This is a genomic window from Echinicola rosea (genome assembly GCF_005281475.1).
Taxonomy (GTDB): Bacteria; Bacteroidota; Bacteroidia; order Cytophagales; family Cyclobacteriaceae; genus Echinicola; species Echinicola rosea.
Window position 1 is genome coordinate 5,190,277 of sequence record NZ_CP040106.1, and the last position, 21,118, is coordinate 5,211,394.

The window sequence follows — 21,118 nt, forward strand, 5'->3', positions numbered from 1 at the left end:
ATCGGATTATTTTTGGTTGACAAGCAGTACCGGATGTCCGGCCCTTACCCTTACTTTTTTTAGTTTGGCCTTTTTGGAAAGCAGGCCCTTTACCGTTTCACTGCCCGCCGAAGCGGCCTGCATCTGCCAGGAGGTATCGTAGCCCATCAGTTGGGTGGACTGTATGGCCTGTCCGGCCCCTTCCTTTAGGGCCTTTCTTTCCATGCTCCCCGGAATGCGGATACCCTCCATGGCATCCATATCGTGCACGGCAAGCGATACGGGCAGGATCATCTTTCCTTTCCTGATCGCGCTGACCTCGATCTCCAACCGCTCGCCAACCAAGTTGCAACGGCCATGGACAAGCTGACCTTTGGAAAAGGACAGTCCATTGATCGATACCTCCTCAGATAGTTCCATGGCGACGGTCTGTCCCGAAACAAGCTCCTGGTCACCATACACGGTGGCGGCAATGGCCACGGGGACAGGTTCATTCACTGCAGGTTCCCTTTGATCCAGGCCATAGAACCCATTGGTCTGAATGGTTGGATTGACCTCTTTGATTGCTTGAACATTGGATGCTTCGACAGCATAACTTTTCACTTTACTTTTGGCTTTTTCAAGCCTTTGCTTTACCCGTTCAGGATGCTGCACGTCCAACAATTTGTCCAGCATGGAGGCGATCTGCTTCATTTCCGGATCTTCGCCCGTTGGCCTGTTCAACTGCCGCATCATTTCTTCAAGCTGCCGGACATCTTCATGGATGCCTGTTTTATCCAATACCGTTTCAGTTACCTTCTTTGCTGCTGTTGGTGCAGGTACATTGACCAGTTGCTGGATCGTTTCCAGTTGGGAAGCAATTTCCTTCTCGGCCCGGTCCAGCTCGTTTGGAACAGCCTCTTTCCCTTCCAGCGGTAATTTGCTATCAAAAAGCGGCAGTTGTCCTTCCTGTTGTGAAAGGCTCCGCTGTTTTTGTTCTTCTTTTTCATAAAGTGCCATCTTGTCCAGTTTTTCTTCATTAGTCAAATTGGCTCCGGGAAGGGTAAGGTTCAGGCCCTTTGTCTGGTGATCGTCATTCAATACATTTGGATTTCCTCCTCCCAGTGCCCAAAAGGCCAGAAAGAGAAAAGGAATGGTCAACAAGGGCAAAAAAAGCATCATGCGTCTTTCCCTTAGGAACTGTTCACTGTGTTCGTTCATCATCGATAATTGGTTTAAAGGGTTCTACATCAATACTGTCCCGATAGGCCGGAAGCACTGGCAGTTCAGAAGAGGGCATTGGATTAAGAATGGCTTGATGGGATCCAACCGAGCTTAAGGCAATTGCCCCGAAGCCAATGGTTCCCAATGCCATCAAAAGGATCATCAGGCGATACTGTTGCTTCGGCGGACAGCCGTCCATCCATGACTGAAGGTCATTGCAAATCCGTTTCACTTTGGCCCTCCATATTTTATTGCCCCCTTGGGCTATTGCTATCCCCATGATCTTCACCGTTTATATTGTGAAAGGTTGGTATTGGAAATGGTCTCCCAGCCTTCGATTAAAAAACCATGGGGATTGTTCTCCGACCGCTGGACTTCCCGCAGGGCACCTTGGGTTACCAGCTTTCGTACCAGTATAGAGGTCGTCCTTACGATCCGCTGTTTACCATAATAGGTGAAGCGGTAAGGATAGCTTTCGATATCCAAACGTATGCTGTCCATTTCTATGGTCTGATCCATATTGGCAGCGACCAGCTGCTGGTAGTAGCTTTGTTCCCCTAGGTTGTCGTAGGCCTTTTTTGCCGATCCATCTGCCAAATACAGGGCTTTGGCCACACTTTGCTTTATCTGGCTCTCGTCCGGGGACAGGGTAAAGAAATGGTGGTGGAACATTTTGATATGGTCCTTTGCTTCCACGGCAATGTTCTGTTTCCTTTCACCCGCCATGGCTTCCAGTACCTTGCCATGGGCAAGGATATACACCCTTTCCTGTGCATCGGCTGCCATGCGGAGGGACCGGTAGCACAGAAATCCACTGAGCAGGCAAACGCCCAGTACGACAAGCAGGCTGAAAAGGCGAATATGGCGAAATGCGGTATCAATATGTTTCAGGCTTTCAAACATGGCTTATAATGATTTGGCAATGGCTCCCCCTACCTTCACGGCTGCTTTGCTTCCCTGCCCTGCAATATTGGTGGTCTTGCCCAGCAACTGGTCCCGTCCTCCCGGCTGCACAATGAAACTGGCCACATTGGGCACGGTAAAATAGCCGGTAATGGCGATGACCATAAATACCATATAGGCGGTCGAGGAAAGGAAATTTTGGTCAAGTACCATCATGTTCAATTGGATCTTGGCTATGATTGCCCCGAAGATATTGGCCACGGGCAGCCACATAAAGACATTGATATAGCGGGCAAACCATGCGGACAGCGTATGCTGGAACCCGTCGAATACCGAAAGGCCCAGTACGATCGGCCCAAGTATGGAAAGTACCAACAGCTGGAAGGTACGGATGGTATTGATGCACAGGGCTGCAGCAAAGAAGAGCACCTGTAGGATTCCGCTGATGGCCTGGTTCAGTATGTTCTGGAGATTAAAGGCATAGATGCTGTTGGCCAACCGTTCCAGTACGCCCATGTCCTCTACCGAATCGGGATAGTTGTAGCGATCAGGGGAAGAGATATCGGCTGGAGGCGTGATATTGGGCACGATCTCCTGCCGGTTGAGCAGGTCGATATGGGCATTGATGGCCGCATTACTGTTGTGTACCATTAGGGCGGTTCCTTCAACTATCAGGCCTCCCACCGTATGGATGATATCCAGTATGGCAGGAAATAGCAAAATGGCCAGGCCAATGGCAAATGGACGCAACAAGGGATAAACATCAATGGACTCAGATCGGGCCATATGTCCCCAGACCCGTTGGGCGATAAACCACAGCGCACCAAAGCCCGCAATGGCCCGGGCCACTCCGGTTAGCTGGCCGGCCAAGGGCAACATTTCCGCATATAGGTCATCCAGCACCTCATGCAGTGTCCGTACACTATCGCCAATACCTTGGGCATGGGATATTTCGGGCACGACCATCAACCCCATTACCATAATGGTAGTCAGTACAATCTTTTTCATCAGGTTCATTTCCATTGGTTCCACGTTTTGATCAGGTCGTTTTCCAGTTGTTTTCGCTGTTCATTGAGCATTTTCACCTTGCTGTTGGTCCTGCGGACAAAGACCAGCATGGACTGCATCTCACCGAACACCCTGTCGATGGCCTCTATCCGCTCATGGTCATCCATGCGGAGCTTTCCAGCGGTGAGCACCATCGCCAGTTCGTCCAGGCTTTTGAGGCTTTCTTTGAACAGGTGGCGATAAACCGAAGACAGGTATTCAAGCTCGGCCAATCCCATCTTTCCGTCCCGGGACAATTGCCGGTAGGTAGCCGTGTATTCCTGGCTGATCAACTGCTGGTATCGGACGATTTCCGCAATGCGGTAATAGCGTCGTACTTCTGGGCTTACCGCCAGCATACCATCCAGAAAGGCCTCGTGCAGTTTGTAATCCCCCTCTGCGATTCCTTTTACGGTCTTGTACCCCGTACTGAGCAGATGATACCCCTTGTACATGTCCTGCAGGATCTGCTTGAGTTGATGGAGCTTTTCAAAATTCAGCACCAGCTGTACGGCTTCCTGGCTTTGGGCCCTGACTGGGTTCCCGCATGCCAAGGCACCCAGAATCATTAGTATCATCAACTTAATTTTCATCCTCGTAAAGTTCTTGCACTATTTGACCGTCCACTTGTTGCCATTTACGGTAGCTGCGGTAATTGTTCAGCCTTCTGTTCCTTGCCCGTAACTGGACATGGATATTTTCCATTCTTACATAAAGGTCTTCCAGCACCTCCAGCCTTTGTGCATTTTCCATTTCCATTCGAAAGGGCTTTAATACCGCGTACATTTCTGCAAGGACGGCCAGTGATCGCCTTACCCCTTCCCGATAGCTCCCTTCCAAGGCCAACTGTTCCCGTGGACGAAGCCCTGTCCATTTTAGCATTTCCCTGCCCCGGGCCGTTTCTGCCAATATCTTTCCCTGAAGGACAATAATGCCTTCCACCAGGTGGTTGTCCCTAACCTCCGGACTGATCCCGTCCATAGCGGCCAGCCATTCTTCAAAGAGGTTGAACTTGCCTTCCCGGATTCGGGAGATAGTGTTCAGCCCTGACCGGGCCACTTGATAGCCCTTCCAGGCCGTTCCGGCATAGACCTTCAGGGCAGCAATTTGCTCCACCAGGTAGCGCTCCTGCGTCCGCTTCTGCCGGAACCACTCGTTAAAGGTCTGCGCCGACAGTTTTGCCGACAGCAAAAGCCATAGAACCAAAAGGCCTGTTGCCAGCTTCAATCTGTTGTTCAATTCCATAGGTCAATCCAGGTCATAGAGTGATTTGATCGGGGCATTGGATGACGGATAATATTCCCGTGCCCGTAACACTTGAAAATTCCTGCTGTTGAAGCTCCTCAGCTCATTGAGGTTTTCCTGTACTTTTTTGTCCGTCCGGTAGATGATTTCCAGCCGTTCCGCATCGCCCATCTGAATGGAATAGGCGGTAAGCACATCGGTAAGGTGCTGCAGGTTTTGTACGCTTTCCTCCAATATATTGGCATAGGTAGCCGCCATGGCATCCCTTTCCGCTGTGGTCAACAGCGTGCTCTGGGACAGCACCTGCCAGGCCTTTTGATATTCCCTGACTATAGCTGCCTGCTTTTGTGCCATGTCCCTCACCCTTTGGTATTGGGACAATACCTGCTTGACCTTCCAAAGCTCATCGAAAAGCCCGCCGTACTGGGCTCGCTGCTTTTCGCTCCAGTTTCCGATGCCTTCCAGTTCCAGTTTGGTCATCGCATTTTCCAATACCTTCTGGGCATTCTGCAGCCATATGGTTTGGTTCTGTAAGCGTTGGATTTTCAGGTCAATGGCCTTGATTACCTTTTTTACACCCTGCTTGATGATTTCCAGTATGGCCGCCAAGGGAATGGCCTCGGCCCTGTTCACCGGACCAAGTGATAATCCCATGACCAGCATAAGGCTTATTAGTGATAATTGGATCTTTCTTTTCATTGCTGTTGATTTCTTGCCATATGTCCAATGGCCTTTTCCAGGCTTCCAAATTGTTTTGTATAGCGTCTGATTTCCTCCTGTTCGCTTTCCTCGGTGGAATAGGTATGGTACTCCTCCTGTCCCACCTCGGTGCGGTAGACTTTTGACAGCTGCCCGCCCAGGCTGATGAACACTTCTTTGTATTTCCGCTTGGGGTCATTGGCCTTGTTGATGCTCAGGGCCAGTGCCGCCTCCTTTTCGGTCAGGCCGAGCAGCTCCTGGATACGGCCGAACTTGTTCTGGTACTTGGACTGGTCCAATAGGATCTTGCAGTCCGAATTGTTGATAATGGCTTCCTTGACCACGGGCGAGGAAATGATGTCCTCCACTTCCTGGGTCACCACGATGGCCTCCCCGTAGAACTTCCTTACCGTCTTGAAGAGGTACTTGATGTAACCTGCCATCCCTTCCTTGGCGATGGCCTTCCAGGCCTCTTCGATCAGGATCATCTTTCTCACACCTTTGAGCTTTCGCATCTTGGCAATGAAGATCTCCATGATGATGATCGTCACCACCGGAAAGAGGATGGGATGGTCCTTGATGGCATCAAGCTCAAAGACGATCATCCGCTGTCCCAACAGGTCCAGGTTTTCCCGGGCATTGAGCAGGTAGTCGAATTCCCCGCCCCGGTAATAGGGCCGCAGCACGTACATGAAGTTGCCCGTGTCAAAGTCCGTTTCCTTCACCCCGTCCCTGTGCAGTTGCTCCCTGAATTCGCCCTCCAGAAACTCGTAAAAGGAGTCAAAGCAGGGAAACACTTCCCGGTTCCTGTCCAGATGGGCATAATAGGCGGTCACCGCATTGGAAAGGGCCACATATTCCGAGCGGCGGTAGGGCTCGTCATCCTTTTTCCACAATGCCAGAAGCAGGGTCTTAAGGCTTTCCTTTTTTTCGGTATCAATTGTTCCCTCTACATAAAAGGGATTGAAGCGGATGGGATCATCTTCCTGGTAGGTAAAGTAATAGCCCTTGAGCAGTCTGCACAGCCCCCTGTAGGAATGGCCTACGTCTACCAAAACAATATGGCTCCCTTGTGCATGATAACTCCTGACCATATGGTTGGTAAAGAAGCTCTTTCCACTTCCCGAGGGGCCCAGCACGAACTTGTTGCGGTTGGTGATCAGCCCTTTGGCCATTGGTTCATCAGAGAGGTCCACGTTGACCGGCCTTCCCGATATCCGGTCGCCCAGCCGCATGCCGATGGGACTTGGCGAAGAGCGGTAATGGGTTTCCATGTTGAACAGGCAGACCGCCTGCTGCGCAAAGGTGTCGAAACACTCGTTGGTGGGCAGTTCTCCTTCGTTGCCGGGCAGCCCTGCCCAAAAGAGCTGTGGGGCACCTAGGGTTTCCTGCCGGGGCACGACATCCATCTGTGAGAGTGCCGCTGCTGCACTGTTCCGAAGTTCGGAAAGGTTTCCATGATCCTCCGTCCAGAGTACCAAATTGAAATGTGCCCTTACCGGATCTTTCCCTTCTGAAATGGCCTCGTTGAGGAATTCAGCAGTAGCATCCCTGGAAAGGGCATTCTCCCTGCTGTAGGCCGCCAGGCTTTCCATCCTAAGACGTTTTGCTTCCAGTTCCTTGAGCTTGGCCTTGCCGTCCCCTACCACAATATACTGGTTGTACAGATGGTTGCAGGATAACTGCTCGCCCAGTGGCATGGCAAATCCCGCCCGAAGGTCTGTCCTGTCCGTGGCATATTTTTCCCATTTTCGGTCCACCGAAACACTCCCGGGCAAATCCTCGGCATCGGCCATGGAATACATCAATACCCTTTTGTCCCCTATCCGCCAATCGGGTTTGAAAGCAATATCCGATAACTGTCGCCTTTCCCTATCCCCTTTTAGGAACAGGTAACGTTCCAAGAGCCCGGCCCTTTGCCTGCTTCCTGTCAATGCATCGACAGAAAGGCGGTGAAGTTCCATTCCAGCATCAGAAAGGACCTTTTCTACCTGCCCCAATGTTTCAGAGAATGCAGTCATGGTCTTTCCATTGATCAGCGATAATGGCACGGGGCCTTTCCGCAGCAGCCCGGACATGGAGGATTTGGGCAGTGTCCTGTTAAGTTTGGTCAACATCAGGTAACAGGAATGCGAAAGAAAGGGCCTTTCATGGAAATGCCGCTCGCTTCCCGCTGAAAGCAGGCTGTGATCCTTTTCAAAATCCCCTTTGAACCTGCTTTCGGTAAACCAGTCCTGTTTGTGCAGCACCGTTCCTTTTTCCAGCAGTCTGATGGCCTTTGTCCAGCCGGCATGCAGCTCCCGGTAATCGGCAGGCGACAGGGTAAAGATCTCCGGTAGCTCCAGCCTATAGGCCGCCGTAATTTCCCCGCTCCTTGAAAGCATCAGATCGTTCTCCACCTTATAGATGGGAAAATGGCCCGCAAGGTCAAACAGCATTGTTCAATCCGTTTAATTTCACAAACGTCTTAATGCTTCTGCATACCACACCTTTGGGAAGCTGTCGATGGGCAATGGCTTTCATCATGCCATGCCTTCCATACTTAGCATTTAGGTGGAATACGATTGCAAACAGCCCACTGCCCAACAGCAGGACAATGACCAGGATTGTCCATGGTGAAAGCCCCAACAGGTAAGCGGTGCTGGCCAGCAGGAGGAGTATGACCAATCCTCCTGCCAGATAGGCGAGGTACTGGCCTTTCAGGCCCTTGAACTCCAGCTGCCTGTTGATCCCCTTGTTGATCCGGTATTCCGCATGCCCATTGCTCACAGGCCAAAGAAGCTTTGCAGCACCGTGGCCACGACTACCAGGAATACGCAACTGCCAAACCAGGCCGCCGCCACCTTTCCGGTATCGGGTTCACCATTGTTCCATTTGTTGAACACTTTGATGGCCCCTATCAGCCCGGTAATGGAGCCGATGGCATACATCAGGTTGGTACCGGACTGAAAATAGCCCCTGACCTTGTTGGTCGCCTCTGCGATTCCGGCATTGCCGTCCTGCGCCCAAACACTAATGGAAAATAGTAGTAGGCAGCCCAACAAGGCTATAATTAATAATGGTCGTTTTCTCATGCTTGTTCGTTGGTTAGCAGGTTCCTGATTTCCCTATTTGTCATTTCAATTCCCAACCGGCGGGCTTCCTTTTCCAATAGCTTGACCGCCACCTCCCGGTACACTTTCAAGTCTTTCCCATTAAAGCCGCTCCATAGCGCCAGGATTTCCTCGGCCATTTGCTGCTCATCTCTGCCAGCTGCAACCATGGCCTTTTGCATGCTGACCAGCACTTCCTGAAAGTCCAGCAAATAGTCCTCTGGCTCTACCTCAGTGTTAAACAGTTTGGGATCAGCCTCCATTTTTTTGGTTCTTTTGCCAAACAACTCCTTTCTGAAATACCGCAGGAGTACATAGCCGTAGTAGATAAGGCTTAGGACGATCATCACCTGGATGAACTGCTGCCAGGAAACGGATTGGAGCATAGTTTTTTCCGGTTGGGTAGGTCACAAAGGTGTGGCGGATTCCAACAAAAAGGTCACACTGAGAACCGAAGTGTGGTCTAAAAAACTTTGATGAAGCCCCTATCCCTCCTCCCCTTTGCCGTTCAGGTCGGTATTGTCCATCCACTTTTCAAGGTATTCCTTCAGCCCATCGATAAAGTTGGTACGCCCTGTCTTGCGGATGCGGATCTCCTGGAAGGTACGGTAGTACTGTGCAAGGTCCTTCTGGAAGGTTTCTTCCAAACATTGGGCAATATCACTGATGCTCACCTTGCCATGGTTAAAGACATTTGCAGCCTTTAGGGCATAGACCAACTCCACCAATGCCACCTTGGGAGCGGTCCATTTGAGCTTGGAGGATTGGGCTGACCCACCCGGGGCAAGGATCTTTTTGATCTCCCGGGACAGGTGGTCCTGCAGGTGCTCATAGGCCATGAACTTGGCATAGCGGTAGCTCCCCAAGGTGGCAAAACGTGCATCCCTGTTTACCATCGGCCTGTCGGGGATAAAGGGGACCGGCCCGGATTTCCTTAGGAAAAGATGCCTGTCCAGAGAAGTCTCCCCAAGCCGGTAATAGGTGTACAAAAAGTGGTGCCTGCTGAAATAGGCATGGACAAAATCCAGTTGCCTGCGGTATTCATCGGTTCTGCCTTCCCCGGTGCGGGGTACTTTGGCACTGAGGTAGTACAGCTCCCCGTAATAGATCTGCTCTGCCTCAAAGCGGGGCTTGATCTGCTTGAAAAACTCGATCTCCTCTCCTTCATCGGAAAACCCCTTCTCCAGTACATATTCCTTCAGTTCTAGGAGCACCTTGTTCACCTCGGTATAAATGGCCCCGGACTGTTTCAGCATTCCCGACGCCCGTTGTTGGATCTGTTGGGCCCTGCCCTTGAGTTCCCCGTACAGCTGGTTACAATACTCTTTCATTTTATACACGGTTAATGGTTAAAAAAAGAAAACTAAATTTATCGTAACCAAACGACCTAAATACAGGTATAAAAGGTTTGTACGGGTAAACCGTTCAATTTTACATATGAAGTATTCCTAAAGCGGTGCCAACCAAACAGCTGCACTGGACCAAAAATGGCCCTAGACAGGGACCATTACAGGGAAACTTACCAATCCGTACTTTTATTGGCAGGGAAAAAGTATAAATATGATGATGTGTATTTCAGGGCATCGCTGGCCTTTACCGCAGCACTGTTCCTGAGCGCAAGGAGTTTGGGGATTCCCAAGAACTTCATGGCCTTGTATGAGCAATCGGCATTTTACTTTATTGTTTACCTTTCCATTTGCCTGATCTCCACTGAATATATCAACAGGACGACCCTCTTTTTGGACCAAAAATGTGACTGGAAACTAAGACCATACCCCAGAACCTGCATGCAGCTGCTCCTGGGTGTCTGTTTCCCTTTCCTGATGGTATTCCAATTTGACAGTCGTTTCAGTGAAATTTACGATTACGATTTGGCCTTCCCTTTTTTGGGACTCTACCTGCTATTTGTAAATCTCTACTACTTATGTTCTTTCCTGATCCTTTCCTATAGGGAAATTCCAGTCCCGGAAGACCAGTACAAAAAATCATTATTGGTAATCAAGGGAATGGCCAACAAACCCCTTCCCATCGACCAGATCAGCCATATCAGGAGGGATGGGGAGCATGTTTATATCATTACCTTCAATGCTGAAACCTACTTGGTTCAGAACACCTTGGACGAACTCCAACAAAGCCTCAATCCAAAACATTTTTTTAGGGCCAATCGCAAATATATCATCAACTATAGCGCATGCCAACATTTCCAACCAGGGCAACACCGAAAGCTGGAACTGATTATTACCCCAAAAACCGCCTTACCCATCACCATCAGTCAACAAAAAGTGAAAGCTTTTAAAGAGTGGATGGAAAGGTGATCCCTAGCTTACCTATTATTAAAAAGCTTTTATAAGATTAATGTATTTTTCTATATCCTTCAAAAATTGATTTTCATTCACATAATAGGTATAAATCAAATCGCCTCCTTTTTCGGCAATTTTGTGGCCGTTTATTTTATACCAGAATATCTTTTCGGGAATTCCCTCTTTATAATTTTCACTGTTTGTATTTCCAAAGTGTTCCCAATAGAATTTCTTATTGGTAAGCCTATTCCATATAAAAAAATCAGCAAGTTTTGATTCGCCATGGAAGGTTGAATGATGATCATGTCTTACCGTCAAGGCCTTAATCTGTATAAGCGCCTCATAGATAATCCTCTCTTGATTGGATCTTACATATTGTCCATCTGAACATGGGACATTCTTTTTATTTAGATAAGACTTGAAGTTACTGTCCAGTACCTCAGCCTTTATCTCAGTATCATCCCCCAGTTTAGTCTCCCTATGAAAGAACCATTTATATTTTTTTTAATCATAGGCATCTACCTGATAGTTTGGGACTATTTGCTTCATAATTCCCTTATCATGCTGATCTTTAATAAACCTGTAAAATCCCCTCTGATCTTTAAGCTCCTTTCTAACCCATTCATCTCTAAGTACATGATTACATAATTCATCACCTCTAATTTGGACTTTAGTACCAGGTGCATTCATAATGGAATCCAATTTCGTTTTTATTTTTCTGAGGAGTTTGATATTAACAGGAAGACTATTCATTTATAAAAGTTTAAAGTTTATCTCAAAAACACCTTAATTTATGAACCAATTTTCAAAAAGCAAATACCAACATAGGGTATATTGCCTATCAAGTTGCTCTTCAAAAAGTACCACGTATTCTTAGATTTTAGCCAAAAGTAAACGTATAGTATACTAGGCATGGGATAGGACTGGGAGCATCTATAGGGGGACGAGCGTAGAGAAAACAGTCTGTGACTGTTTTTAGCGAGTAGCCAGCTTGCAGGGCAGATCCTACCTACCGTTGTTCCAAGTCTTTAGCACAGCGGTGACTTAGAACTTAATATAGTAGAAGCCTGCCTGGCAGCAGACAGGTCTCCAGACTCCGATCAAACCCATTATCCTACCCTGAGAATTACAATCCATTACATCCTCACCTTAATAATCAACACACTTTACTCCCTTACCGAACTCCCCTCCCAATTCACAATTCCCCTTCCAACGATTCGACAGTTCAACAATTAACCGATTAAACTCTCCAAACCACCAAATAAACCTGGATGTTCCCATGACATTCCCACAAAGTCTCCTCGATATTCCCTCTTTGTCTCCTCTTTACTACTACCAGGTCCCAAGATTATTTTTAGTTCTGCATAACGGGAATTACAAATTCTCCGGAAAGTAAGGTGATTGGATTAATCACCCAGTTAGGGGGCGTTGTTTTTTAAGACATACCTATTTTTCCTTTAGTTGTTCTGCCAATCCAACTAGAAGTCCTTCAACCCCTCGAATGTAGCAAAGCCGATACATATCTTCATACTGAACCATTTCGCCAATAAGTTCAGCACCTTGCTTTATGAGTCTGGTCACCAACTCGTCAATGTTTTCAACTCTGAACATAACTCTTAGATACCCAAGGGAATTAACAGGAGCAGTCCGATGGTCTGAAATAGTAGTTGGTGTTAGAAAGCGTGAAAGTTCAAGTCGGCCGTGTCCATCGGGCGTAACCATCATCGCAATTTCTACGGATTGATTCCCAAGGCCAGTTGCTTGTCCAGCCCATTCACCTTCAACCATACCTCGGCCTTCAAGTGTCAATCCTATTTCTGAGAAGAAAGATATTGCATCATCAAGGTTTTCTACAACGATACCGACGTTGTTCATTTCAAGCAATTTACTTTTTGTCATATCTTTTAACTTTCAATATTTAGTTTGTTTCTTGTTTGCTTGGCAGTGTCGGTTCCCAAGGATCTCAAACGGTTTGCGAGTTTAATAAGTAGGCAATTTGAAACATAAAAGTGACAACCTGTACGAAAGTTTGATAGGAAAACTGATCATAATTTCACCACAGAACCACCAATTTCCTAATCCCGCTCATAGCGGTTTGTTTTTTTATCATATCTCTTTTCGCATTATTGTATCATTATCGTCAACACGGTGCTTATGAAACCCCATTTTTTCGACAAGCCTTATTGCCGCAAAATTTCTGGTTTTAGTCGGCCCAAGTAATGTTTTTACGCCCAAGTATTGTCTTGCAATTATTGTCAATAATTCAAATGCAGATCGCATAAAACCTTGTCCCCAATATTCAGGATATAATGAACCACCAATTACGATTTCATTGGTTTCTTTATTCCAATGATGTAAGGCACAATCGCCAATAATCAAGTCAGGATTTTCTCTTCGCCTTATGGTAAATATAAATTCACAAAGTGAAATTATCCTATTTGTAAATTCTTTTGGTGACTCGTTTGGAAAGAAAGGGCTTTCGTCAAAATTTACTGTTAACTGGGGATGTGAATAGATGTCATAAAAGAAATCAGCGTCATTTTCTGTTAGTTGCTCAAGTATAACGTTGTTGTTCGAATACATTCTCTTAATTTTTTAAGGTTTCAGGGCACTTTGAGTTGTCTGTGATTCCCTCCACAATGACCTCTAGTATATTATGTAAACCAAAAGTATATAAAATCTCCATTATTTTTTGGCTTGGTACACCTGAGGTAAATTTTATTTTAAGACACCTTTTTCCTTCTTTATTGATATAGTACAATGCGTAAAAATGGGAATTTTCCCTCCTAAAACTAAAGTAACCCCAAAATAAATAAAAAACCCCACATAGGAGGGACAAGCCTAAAGAAAACAGTCAGTAGTTCCGATAGATATCGGAATTAGCGAATAGCCAGCTTGCAGGGCAGGCACTATCGTTTAAGAGGTGATTTCCCCCTCCAATGGTAAGCAAAAGACTTATTCCTTGTAAAAAAAAGTGGCCCATCGATTCCCGGAATTTTTGGCCCAGTATCAGCGTAAACTATGGCTACATCTGATTAAACAATTAAATTTAACGGGTGCCCTATATTTGAGTATTTTAAAATAAAATCACCTATTCCTTTTCTCTAATCAAATCACATAACCTTCCAATTAGAGCGCAAAATTGGGTTGAGTGGTGACTATATTCTATATCTTCCTCTATATCCAATAATTCGTTTAAAAACCTTTCATCATAAGCCTTTCCCTTCAACTTATCTACAGCTTTATAGACATATGTTCTCATTCTTTCCTTTTGCTTAGAACGTGAAGGTTGCCTATAATACTTATTTCCTCGTTCCGTATCAACCAAACACATCATTTTGGAAAAATCCACCCCATTTCTATTTGTCTTTTGTTTAGGATATATTTTTCTCATTAACTTTTCATATTCCTTTCCAATTAACCTTGGATTGATTTCTTCATATGGTTTATGAAAAATGTTTTCAAAATCATCTCTGTCCATACTCTAATAAACCTATTTACTTTTTTAAAATTGTTTGAAAGTTATATTCTACAGGCCTGAATTTGTTTGATTCGTACTTTTTAAAGAAACTTAAAAATTCATCCTTAACTAATTTATCTGTATGCTCATTCCCTTTGACAATTTCCTCCAGATCACTGGGCTTTTCAAAAATTTCGTCAAAAGCCATATTTGTAATTCTATATTCCTCTTCTTCCCATAAAGTCCTTTCAATAATACTTTTCAAAAAGTAGGTAAGGTCACATTCTTCTATATTTTTTAATAGTATATTAACTGCTTCAGGTACAAATACACCAAAAATTTGCTTTTTATCTGATTCCTCAGATAATTCAAAATTTCTTAATCCCCAGAAAAGCCAGACAACATCCTCACTGAGCTGATGATTCGAAGTAATCAAATCCCTGAAATAATTTAACTGAATATTTGTAAAGAACTCCTCAGTTCCAATCTTTTCAACTACATCCTTTCTCTTTATTTCAAAGATTAACTGATTTACAAAAAAGGGAGAATATTGCCTTGCTTCTTTAAAAAAGTCTTGTACAAATTTTAAATATTTGTCCTTATTACCCTGAAAGACTTTTTTAACAGTATCCCCACTAATATCTTCTAGAATTCTAATCAATTCTCCATAGTAAAATGATGTAGTGCCATGAATTGAGGAAAATTTGGAACCTATTCTAAACAAATAGTGTAAGTGTTTTATAAAGCCTGCCTTATTTGTAGGAACCTTTTCATCAAAAATCCTCAGCATTAATTCTCGTTCTAACCCCTTGTCAAAACACTCATCAATATATTTGAAAAATGATCCGTTATAATTTTTGATTTCATGCTTGAAACTATATTCGGATAATGTATAAGAATTTAGGTGGTATCTATAATATAGTGGAAAAAACTGAGGATTGTTTATAGATTCATTCCCCTTTCTATTTGCATCAAAAACATTTGGATATAGTTCGCTCAGTATATACTCGACGGTGATTAAACTAGTTAAGTTAAATTGATCTTCATTTTCAGAACGGACACGTTCAAGAATTTTGCTCCACTCAGCTTTCTCATCGTTTCTGGCCAAAATATACCTGGTTTTGTTAAGTATATTATAAGGTTTTTTAACCAAATAACTTTCTGAATGATCATAGATCATATCATGAAACATTGGGTATTTGAATTTCAATAACTCATTCAAAAAATAATCTGTAAACAAAACTTCTTTCTTGATCTTGTGATAGGTTACCAAGACTGAATTAATAAATCTAATAACATCTCTGGGGGAATTGAACACTCCTTTTAAATTTTTATCATAATCAGATTCAAAATATTTAGGGAATATTTTTTCCTGTAATTCAATAAAATCCTCGTCATCCAATACCTTTTCTAAATTCTCTTTTAAAAGGGAAAATAATTGAACTTCTTCTAATTTTGGCAAGGGTATTTCTAACTGGAATATTTTCTCTAGATAGGTCAAATAACCTTTTGTATTAAATTCCTTAAGAGAGTTTATCACATAATTTCTATCATAAGCTACCACATAGAAGAAATTGCGAAAATTAGCCGTATTCCTTATCAATCTTAAAACTTCTTTTATCTCATCACTATGAAGCCTATCCACATCATCAATGAACACAATTACTTTTCTATCCCAACTTTCTAGACATTCATCAACCTTTTTTCTGTCATCGATCGGCTCACTCAGTAAAAAGTGGGAAAGAAGATTCACCCTACCCAAAGGACCTGACAGTGAAGAATCAGATTTTATTACTTTCCTAGAGTAGGAATACAAAATAGATGAAAAATTAGGATCAATCGAGGACAAGCTTTCTATTAATTCATCGAAAAACATTCGTTGTATTTCTTCCGCTGGATCAACATCCCATGGATTAAAATTGATTACGGCAACATTTTCGGATGAGGCTTTTTTAGTTTCAATTGATAATAGGTTTAGAAATGAGGTCTTTCCACTTCCATAAGGGCCATTAACACCTATTGCAAAAGATTTTTGGTTCTCTGTTAAGGTTATTAAATTGGAAATTTCCACCGCTAAAGATATTCTGTTAAAAGAATCATTTGATATATCTAAAATTGGATTGTCTTCAACAAAACCTTTTGAAAAAGAAGGCGATTTATTTTTCAAACTACCATCAATATCCTTATTTTTTCTATACTTCAAATAAAAATAAGATAGGATCACAGATAATAAAAGAACATCATAGTACCTTAACCAACCAACAAAACTAAAAATTGCAAACGACCAGTACCCTATAAGTAATGTCCAAACATAAACCAAAATGGATACCAAGGCTAATCGGAATGATATCACTGTACTTTTGAGTTTTTTCGTAATTACATATGAAGTAATCAATGATATACTTAACACAGCCAAATCATTGACTAAGCCACTTTCAACTTTTGAAAAAACAGTATCCACCAAAAGCCAATTAATAAATTCGGAAAGGGGCTTTCGAAAGATTATTGCAAACCCTAATATTAGTAAGACAAGGAGAATATTAGTTCTAGGTATTTTAGAAATAGAAAAATGGCCTTTCATAATTATTAAGTAAATCAGAATTTAGTAAATAATGCCAATTAGGTATTAATCATTTCTATCTCCTATAAAAGTTTTTTTATCATTTCAATTGTAGAATTTAAGGGAGAGGTAACATCATCCATTAAAATTTGATTATATCTTATCTCTTTCCTATTTACTACATCCATAGCAATACCATATTTTGGACCAATTACATATTCTTTGGTATAATGCTTTTCTAAATATCTAAACAGAACATCAGTATATAAAGATATTTCCTCTAAACGATATCCTTTGAGCTTAGAAATAAACCAAATTGCTCCTATTTTTTTGTTGTTTCCTTCCACAAATGAATAAACATGACTTGGTCTTACTTGAATAGGCAAATCATTAATTTTCATTATAGATTTACTCATTGGCTTCGCTAAGTAATTGAGCTTTCCTACAGGTTTATAATTAGAAAAGTCAAAGTCTTCAAAACCGTATAAAATTTCAATATTTCTTTGATACATTGTTTTTGATATTTTAGCATTAGCATTGTCTGCACGGTTAACCAAATCATCAATTTTTTCATTGATCAAAGTTGAATCTTCAGATTTGAAATAGTTGCTTATGGCGCAGTTAGAGGTCACCCAGTAATCTCCGCCCCCTTCAGAATCGATCTGTTGATTAGACTTTTTTAGATTGTTTATAAGAGTGATTTTTGAATTTTCAGTTTTTCTTCTAGACTCAACAACTTTGCTAACAGATATCTTTTCCATACTATTTTGGGTTTTTGAAAGGTAACTTGTAATAATACCCAATAAGAAAATTAATTAAAATACCCCACATAGGGTATTTTTTACCTGCTTCAAAACACCTATCTTGAAAAGTTTAATATTCCCAGCACTATTCTTTCAATGAAAAAACACCTACTCGTACTCTACCTAGCTTTATTTTTTGCATTAGCCCAGGCATATGGCCAGACGGTTTATATAACCAAAACCGGCACCAAATACCACAAATCATCTTGCAAGTATTTAAATATAGCTCAATAAGCCTTCAACTAACAGATGCCAAAAAGAGAGATTACACCGCTTGCAGTGTGTGCAAACCAATCTCTACAGTAACTAACAATAAGACTGGCACATCAACTAAGGCTGCAAGTGAAACCAACAATACGACTCCAACAAAAACCAGTACAACGAAACCATCCCCTCAACCAAGGGCTACTTCTGCTCACTGTTCCTCCGGTGTTACCAAAGCGGGAAGTCGATGCAAAAGAATGACTAAAAGCGCCAATGGGAAATGTTTCCATCATGGAGGATAGCAAATAAGTAATCCCATGGACTAATCCTTTATTAAAACAATCAGGAAAAGGGAATTACAAATTCCCTAGATATTTAGGTGAAGTGGTATACTTCACCCAGCCACCACCAAAGACTATACTACACCGGGGGGCTTTACGCGGTGACCGCTAACGTCCAACTAAAATGAGTATGCGCCCCAGTAGCTAGAAACAGCGAAAGTTCCATTTTTCATAGTCAAATCAGATGGCGCAAATCGCATATCTATTTTAGTATTTGTTAGGTGTTTTATTCATTTGAAAAGTATTTATTTGGTTTTCCAGATTTGTCAATATTAATATGGCCTTTCTTTTCCAAAACCCTTGTGCCCCACAGCGACACCTTTTGAACGGTGCACCCGACCGCATCGGCAATTTCTCTAGCCGTCATTGCTTCCGTGGGACTAAGCTGTGATATTAATCCCAAAATTTTTATTTCAACCTCAGCATAGTTACCCTCAGTAGTTGGCGCATCTTGATGAATTATTTCTGTTAATTTTTCGTCATCATCAAAACAGCGTTTAACATTAAACTGAACCACCTCTTGTTCCTCATAAATTCTATCGCATGTTGGGCACCTGTAGCTTTTGGATTTGGTCTTTATGAAATACGGATCGTATTTAGATAAAACTGAATCATAAACAAATCTTATAGGAGAGTAGTCGTCCTTTCGATCTGCATATTTGAGATTTAGTTCTGAACAGATATCATAATCAATAGAATACAGGTTATAGTTTCCTCCGTGCTTAGAGGCTACATTTTCTGACAGGAAATGAATAAGAAAATTCTCACACAGGACATTCAGATATTCTTTCCTTAGTGGATCTAGCATTAAGTGGCTTGCGGCTCGGTCAGGAAACTTATTTTTTTCTGCGATTGCTTTTTTAAGTATTGAATTCCATATATCCATATAATACCCAGGCACCAATTTCTTTTTAATACTTCCAATGAATTGCTTTTGGTAAGTTTTTCTAGCACTGCTTATTCCATAATTAATTTCATTTAATCCAATCTTTTTATCAGATTGAGTGGACTGAGCTTGGATAAAGCTATTTTGAAGAATCATCCCAATTGTTCTGGAAACACCAATTGTTTCCCTAGTTATTCGATAGTAAACTAGATCTAGATTTGTCTTGAAAATATCCTCTAATTCTAGTTCTGGACAAAATATCTCAATCCGCTTGGTTATTAGTTCCTTAACAAACTGCTGCATTTTGTTAAGAGCAGCGATCGCACCACCATATCTTTCAACGTACTCATTAAAATCTAAAGGGATAGGAAATATGTCCCTTCCTACAATAATTTTTTCGCCAAAATCATAACGATCTGTGATGACACCAACTTTGAAATACATTCCAATTCGTGAGCCAAGAAATGATTTCAATAAAGCACTAAATTTTTTCTGGGAAGAAGTGTTTAAATCCGAATACTCATCTATAAAAACGTAAATGGAATCTATTTTAGCCTTTTTCTTAATGTCACTTATTTTATTCAGAAAATCTTGAACGTTAATTCCTTTTAACTGTGTGTAAGAAGTAGACTTTTCTTGGCTCATTGATTCTCCAGATTTCGCCCCTACCTGAGCTCCTTGTGTTGAAATCCCTGCTGAAATTTCATCGGATTGAGATCTACTATCCTTTGCTGAAACACCAATCTCCCTCTGATTAAAGAGCGTAATCCCTTCAACTAATACTTTTTCAATGTATTCTAAGTCGTCAAGAGCTGGGTTCTCTTTACGAAAGAGAAGAAGAATTTTTTCATCAAACATCAATTGCAACTGTCTTTTTAGTGATTCGATGATTTGACGGATAAAATGAACTTCAATCAAATTACGATCATCTTCTGAATCAAATAAATCTGTGCATGTGCTTAAATCAATAAATATGGGTAGGATCGTTGTATCGCCTAGAAGTGATTCCTTTTCTCTTAGTTTTGGGGATATGGATTTTAGACATTCATAATATCCTCTCAATAAATTTGTTGTCTTACCTGTACCTCTTCTTCCTCCAATGAAATTATCTTGTTTTTGGAGTAGTCCCTGTAGAATTCCAAAGTAATCTATGAAGTACTTTTCTAGCGTATCTAGTTCCTCAATCTTGTCCAGCGAAATGTAATCCGCTCTTAAGATTGAATCAAAGGCGTTTCTTAAATTCTGAGTTTGTTTGTTGTCCATATTTGTTATCGAGCTTCCATATTACGCCTAACGGCCCTGGCTATGGCAAGTGCGGGATTTTAAAACCGATTCTTTGTCCGCCAGACCTAATGTTATTTAGTTGTAATATCTTCATTTTTAAGTAGTCAGCCCCATTTGCTAAGCAGATGTTGCACAGACTTTTTTCACCAAATTGACCTTATATTCATGTCATTCAATTTGTTAAGTAATTCTTTCGCGTCATTATTCTCTGTGTTTTTTTCCAAATACTGCTCAACTTTCTCAATCATTATTTCCTTCAGTCGAGAATATTTGGCATAAGCCAATTCTTCTTCTATTTCGTCACTTGCTTCATAAAGAGTAAATGTTGAAGTATCTAACTCTGTTATCCAATCATTAAATGCTTTTTTGTCCTTTTTCATTAATTCAAAAAAAGTATCTATTGATTTAATCAATTGCTTTGAAAGTTCATGTCCTATTTCGACACCCTGAGCTCCGTCTCTGTTTTTGTAAGAACTAATTAAATCAGGTAGTTCATGAGCACTTTTTCTTGCTTCAAGACTGTCAAGTATTTGAGGGCCGATTTCTATCACCCATTTGTGAGTTTGCTCATCAACATCTTGTCCATGTGCAGCTTTATTAAGAATTGGCAAAATATCCAAAATTGCAGATGACTCTTGATTACTTAAAACACCGTGTTCAGATAGCTGTCGAGCTATTTGGTTTATACCATGCCTATCAACAACTTTGAAATTCTGTTCAGCTAATTCCTTGAGTCTTGATTCTATTTCCATCCTAAGACCCGATAAAGCGAGATTTGAATCTATATCAACAACATTGAGAAATGAATATTTTGAATGAACTTGATGCTGCTTTGAAGCAGATCCTTTCTTTATCAATCCTGATTCTTCCAATTTCTGAGTTGCTTTCTCTAAATCATGGAATTCAACTTTTAGTCCGCCTGGCAGTTCAAATGATTTAAAAACAGGTGCAAGCCATGGAGTTATGACGATAATAATCAGAAGAACGGTTATTCCATCAATTTTAATGTCAGGCAAAATCAAATGTCCAACGATGAATAAAATTCCAATTGCTGAAATGGAAAGTTGTATAATTCGTTTTTCTGTCATTTATTTAGTTTGTGCCTAACGGTC

Annotated in this window: 21 protein-coding genes; 1 reads left to right on the forward strand and 20 read right to left on the reverse strand. The window is 42.2% G+C overall.

What is annotated here, in order from left to right:
- Positions 1–6: 6 nt before the first annotated feature.
- The 12 genes from traM to FDP09_RS20315 form a co-directional block, all read right to left on the reverse strand.
- A complete protein-coding gene (gene traM / locus FDP09_RS20260) occupies positions 7–1,182 on the reverse strand; it encodes a conjugative transposon protein TraM (RefSeq protein ID WP_137404367.1) in 1,176 nt (391 codons plus the stop codon).
- Positions 1,163–1,462 (reverse strand): hypothetical protein, encoded by a 300-nt coding sequence (locus FDP09_RS20265; RefSeq protein WP_137404368.1) that lies wholly within the window; start codon positions 1,460–1,462, stop codon positions 1,163–1,165. The genes traM and FDP09_RS20265 overlap by 20 nt, the downstream gene beginning before the upstream one ends.
- A gap of 5 nt (positions 1,463–1,467) precedes the next feature.
- On the reverse strand, positions 1,468–2,085 hold the full coding sequence (traK, locus tag FDP09_RS20270) for a conjugative transposon protein TraK (RefSeq protein ID WP_137404369.1): 618 nt from the start codon (positions 2,083–2,085) through the stop codon (positions 1,468–1,470).
- Between the two features lie 3 nt (positions 2,086–2,088).
- The gene (traJ, locus tag FDP09_RS20275) at positions 2,089–3,093 is read right to left on the reverse strand and encodes a conjugative transposon protein TraJ (RefSeq protein ID WP_229683498.1); all 1,005 of its coding nucleotides are present in this window, start codon (positions 3,091–3,093) and stop codon (positions 2,089–2,091) included.
- 5 nt (positions 3,094–3,098) lie between these two features.
- Positions 3,099–3,725 carry a TerB family tellurite resistance protein gene (locus FDP09_RS20280; RefSeq protein WP_137404371.1) on the reverse strand — a complete coding sequence of 209 codons (627 nt, stop codon included), beginning with the start codon at positions 3,723–3,725 and terminating at the stop codon, positions 3,099–3,101.
- Entirely contained in the window at positions 3,715–4,377 is a 663-nt protein-coding gene (locus FDP09_RS20285) for a hypothetical protein (protein WP_137404372.1), read from the reverse strand. Before FDP09_RS20285 ends, FDP09_RS20280 begins: the two co-directional genes overlap by 11 nt.
- A 3-nt stretch (positions 4,378–4,380) precedes the next feature.
- The gene (locus tag FDP09_RS20290) at positions 4,381–5,076 is read right to left on the reverse strand and encodes a conjugal transfer protein TraI (protein ID WP_137404373.1); all 696 of its coding nucleotides are present in this window, start codon (positions 5,074–5,076) and stop codon (positions 4,381–4,383) included.
- Positions 5,073–7,514 carry a TraG family conjugative transposon ATPase gene (locus FDP09_RS20295; protein WP_137404374.1) on the reverse strand — a complete coding sequence of 814 codons (2,442 nt, stop codon included), beginning with the start codon at positions 7,512–7,514 and terminating at the stop codon, positions 5,073–5,075. Before FDP09_RS20295 ends, FDP09_RS20290 begins: the two co-directional genes overlap by 4 nt.
- Positions 7,504–7,845: a DUF4133 domain-containing protein gene (locus tag FDP09_RS20300; protein ID WP_137404375.1), complete on the reverse strand. Its 342-nt coding sequence runs from the start codon at positions 7,843–7,845 to the stop codon at positions 7,504–7,506. The genes FDP09_RS20295 and FDP09_RS20300 overlap by 11 nt, the downstream gene beginning before the upstream one ends.
- Positions 7,842–8,150: a DUF4134 domain-containing protein gene (locus tag FDP09_RS20305; RefSeq protein WP_137404376.1), complete on the reverse strand. Its 309-nt coding sequence runs from the start codon at positions 8,148–8,150 to the stop codon at positions 7,842–7,844. The genes FDP09_RS20300 and FDP09_RS20305 overlap by 4 nt, the downstream gene beginning before the upstream one ends.
- A complete protein-coding gene (locus FDP09_RS20310; RefSeq protein ID WP_137404377.1) occupies positions 8,147–8,554 on the reverse strand; it encodes a hypothetical protein in 408 nt (135 codons plus the stop codon). The genes FDP09_RS20305 and FDP09_RS20310 overlap by 4 nt, the downstream gene beginning before the upstream one ends.
- Before the next feature lie 99 nt (positions 8,555–8,653).
- Positions 8,654–9,499 (reverse strand): RteC domain-containing protein, encoded by an 846-nt coding sequence (locus FDP09_RS20315; protein ID WP_137404378.1) that lies wholly within the window; start codon positions 9,497–9,499, stop codon positions 8,654–8,656.
- A gap of 156 nt (positions 9,500–9,655) precedes the next feature.
- Here FDP09_RS20315 and FDP09_RS20320 point away from each other — a divergent pair, with 156 nt between their 5' ends.
- Positions 9,656–10,483, forward strand: coding sequence for a LytR/AlgR family response regulator transcription factor (locus FDP09_RS20320; RefSeq protein ID WP_137404379.1), 828 nt, complete (start codon positions 9,656–9,658; stop codon positions 10,481–10,483).
- A 489-nt stretch (positions 10,484–10,972) separates the two neighbouring features.
- Here FDP09_RS20320 and FDP09_RS20325 read toward each other — a convergent pair whose 3' ends face one another.
- The 8 genes from FDP09_RS20325 to FDP09_RS20360 all read right to left on the reverse strand — a co-directional run bounded on the left by FDP09_RS20325 (position 10,973) and on the right by FDP09_RS20360 (position 21,094).
- Positions 10,973–11,221 carry a hypothetical protein gene (locus FDP09_RS20325; RefSeq protein WP_137404380.1) on the reverse strand — a complete coding sequence of 83 codons (249 nt, stop codon included), beginning with the start codon at positions 11,219–11,221 and terminating at the stop codon, positions 10,973–10,975.
- Between the two features lie 693 nt (positions 11,222–11,914).
- Positions 11,915–12,367, reverse strand: a complete 453-nt coding sequence (locus FDP09_RS20330; protein WP_137404381.1) for a VOC family protein — start codon at positions 12,365–12,367, stop codon at positions 11,915–11,917.
- Between the two features lie 207 nt (positions 12,368–12,574).
- Positions 12,575–13,051, reverse strand: a complete 477-nt coding sequence (locus FDP09_RS20335; RefSeq protein ID WP_137404382.1) for a GNAT family N-acetyltransferase — start codon at positions 13,049–13,051, stop codon at positions 12,575–12,577.
- A 508-nt stretch (positions 13,052–13,559) separates the two neighbouring features.
- Complete coding sequence (locus tag FDP09_RS20340; RefSeq protein WP_137404383.1) at positions 13,560–13,949, reverse strand: hypothetical protein; 390 nt, start codon at positions 13,947–13,949, stop codon at positions 13,560–13,562.
- Positions 13,950–13,965: 16 nt separating this feature from the next.
- Positions 13,966–16,509 (reverse strand): KAP family P-loop NTPase fold protein, encoded by a 2,544-nt coding sequence (locus FDP09_RS20345; RefSeq protein ID WP_137404384.1) that lies wholly within the window; start codon positions 16,507–16,509, stop codon positions 13,966–13,968.
- Positions 16,510–16,571: 62 nt separating this feature from the next.
- Positions 16,572–17,249, reverse strand: coding sequence for a hypothetical protein (locus FDP09_RS20350; RefSeq protein ID WP_137404385.1), 678 nt, complete (start codon positions 17,247–17,249; stop codon positions 16,572–16,574).
- A gap of 813 nt (positions 17,250–18,062) precedes the next feature.
- Complete coding sequence (locus FDP09_RS20355) at positions 18,063–19,985, reverse strand: ORC-CDC6 family AAA ATPase (RefSeq protein ID WP_137404386.1); 1,923 nt, start codon at positions 19,983–19,985, stop codon at positions 18,063–18,065.
- Between the two features lie 164 nt (positions 19,986–20,149).
- Positions 20,150–21,094, reverse strand: coding sequence for a hypothetical protein (locus FDP09_RS20360; protein WP_137404387.1), 945 nt, complete (start codon positions 21,092–21,094; stop codon positions 20,150–20,152).
- Positions 21,095–21,118: the final 24 nt, after the last annotated feature.

Excerpts from the sequence above, each read along its gene's own strand:
- traM (WP_137404367.1), bottom strand. The coding sequence starts at position 1,182 with ATGATGAACGAACACAGTGAACAGTTCCTAAGGGAAAGACGCATGATG.
- FDP09_RS20265 (WP_137404368.1), bottom strand. The coding sequence starts at position 1,462 with ATGGGGATAGCAATAGCCCAAGGGGGCAATAAAATATGGAGGGCCAAA.
- traK (WP_137404369.1), bottom strand. The coding sequence starts at position 2,085 with ATGTTTGAAAGCCTGAAACATATTGATACCGCATTTCGCCATATTCGC.
- traJ (WP_229683498.1), bottom strand. The coding sequence starts at position 3,093 with ATGAAAAAGATTGTACTGACTACCATTATGGTAATGGGGTTGATGGTC.
- FDP09_RS20280 (WP_137404371.1), bottom strand. The coding sequence starts at position 3,725 with ATGAAAATTAAGTTGATGATACTAATGATTCTGGGTGCCTTGGCATGC.
- FDP09_RS20285 (WP_137404372.1), bottom strand. The coding sequence starts at position 4,377 with ATGGAATTGAACAACAGATTGAAGCTGGCAACAGGCCTTTTGGTTCTA.
- FDP09_RS20290 (WP_137404373.1), bottom strand. The coding sequence starts at position 5,076 with ATGAAAAGAAAGATCCAATTATCACTAATAAGCCTTATGCTGGTCATG.
- FDP09_RS20295 (WP_137404374.1), bottom strand. The coding sequence starts at position 7,514 with ATGCTGTTTGACCTTGCGGGCCATTTTCCCATCTATAAGGTGGAGAAC.
- FDP09_RS20305 (WP_137404376.1), bottom strand. The coding sequence starts at position 8,150 with ATGAGAAAACGACCATTATTAATTATAGCCTTGTTGGGCTGCCTACTA.
- FDP09_RS20310 (WP_137404377.1), bottom strand. The coding sequence starts at position 8,554 with ATGCTCCAATCCGTTTCCTGGCAGCAGTTCATCCAGGTGATGATCGTC.
- FDP09_RS20315 (WP_137404378.1), bottom strand. The coding sequence starts at position 9,499 with ATGAAAGAGTATTGTAACCAGCTGTACGGGGAACTCAAGGGCAGGGCC.
- FDP09_RS20320 (WP_137404379.1), top strand. The coding sequence starts at position 9,656 with ATGGCCCTAGACAGGGACCATTACAGGGAAACTTACCAATCCGTACTT.
- FDP09_RS20325 (WP_137404380.1), bottom strand. The coding sequence starts at position 11,221 with ATGAATAGTCTTCCTGTTAATATCAAACTCCTCAGAAAAATAAAAACG.
- FDP09_RS20330 (WP_137404381.1), bottom strand. The coding sequence starts at position 12,367 with ATGACAAAAAGTAAATTGCTTGAAATGAACAACGTCGGTATCGTTGTA.
- FDP09_RS20335 (WP_137404382.1), bottom strand. The coding sequence starts at position 13,051 with ATGTATTCGAACAACAACGTTATACTTGAGCAACTAACAGAAAATGAC.
- FDP09_RS20340 (WP_137404383.1), bottom strand. The coding sequence starts at position 13,949 with ATGGACAGAGATGATTTTGAAAACATTTTTCATAAACCATATGAAGAA.
- FDP09_RS20345 (WP_137404384.1), bottom strand. The coding sequence starts at position 16,509 with ATGAAAGGCCATTTTTCTATTTCTAAAATACCTAGAACTAATATTCTC.
- FDP09_RS20350 (WP_137404385.1), bottom strand. The coding sequence starts at position 17,249 with ATGGAAAAGATATCTGTTAGCAAAGTTGTTGAGTCTAGAAGAAAAACT.
- FDP09_RS20355 (WP_137404386.1), bottom strand. The coding sequence starts at position 19,985 with ATGGACAACAAACAAACTCAGAATTTAAGAAACGCCTTTGATTCAATC.
- FDP09_RS20360 (WP_137404387.1), bottom strand. The coding sequence starts at position 21,094 with ATGACAGAAAAACGAATTATACAACTTTCCATTTCAGCAATTGGAATT.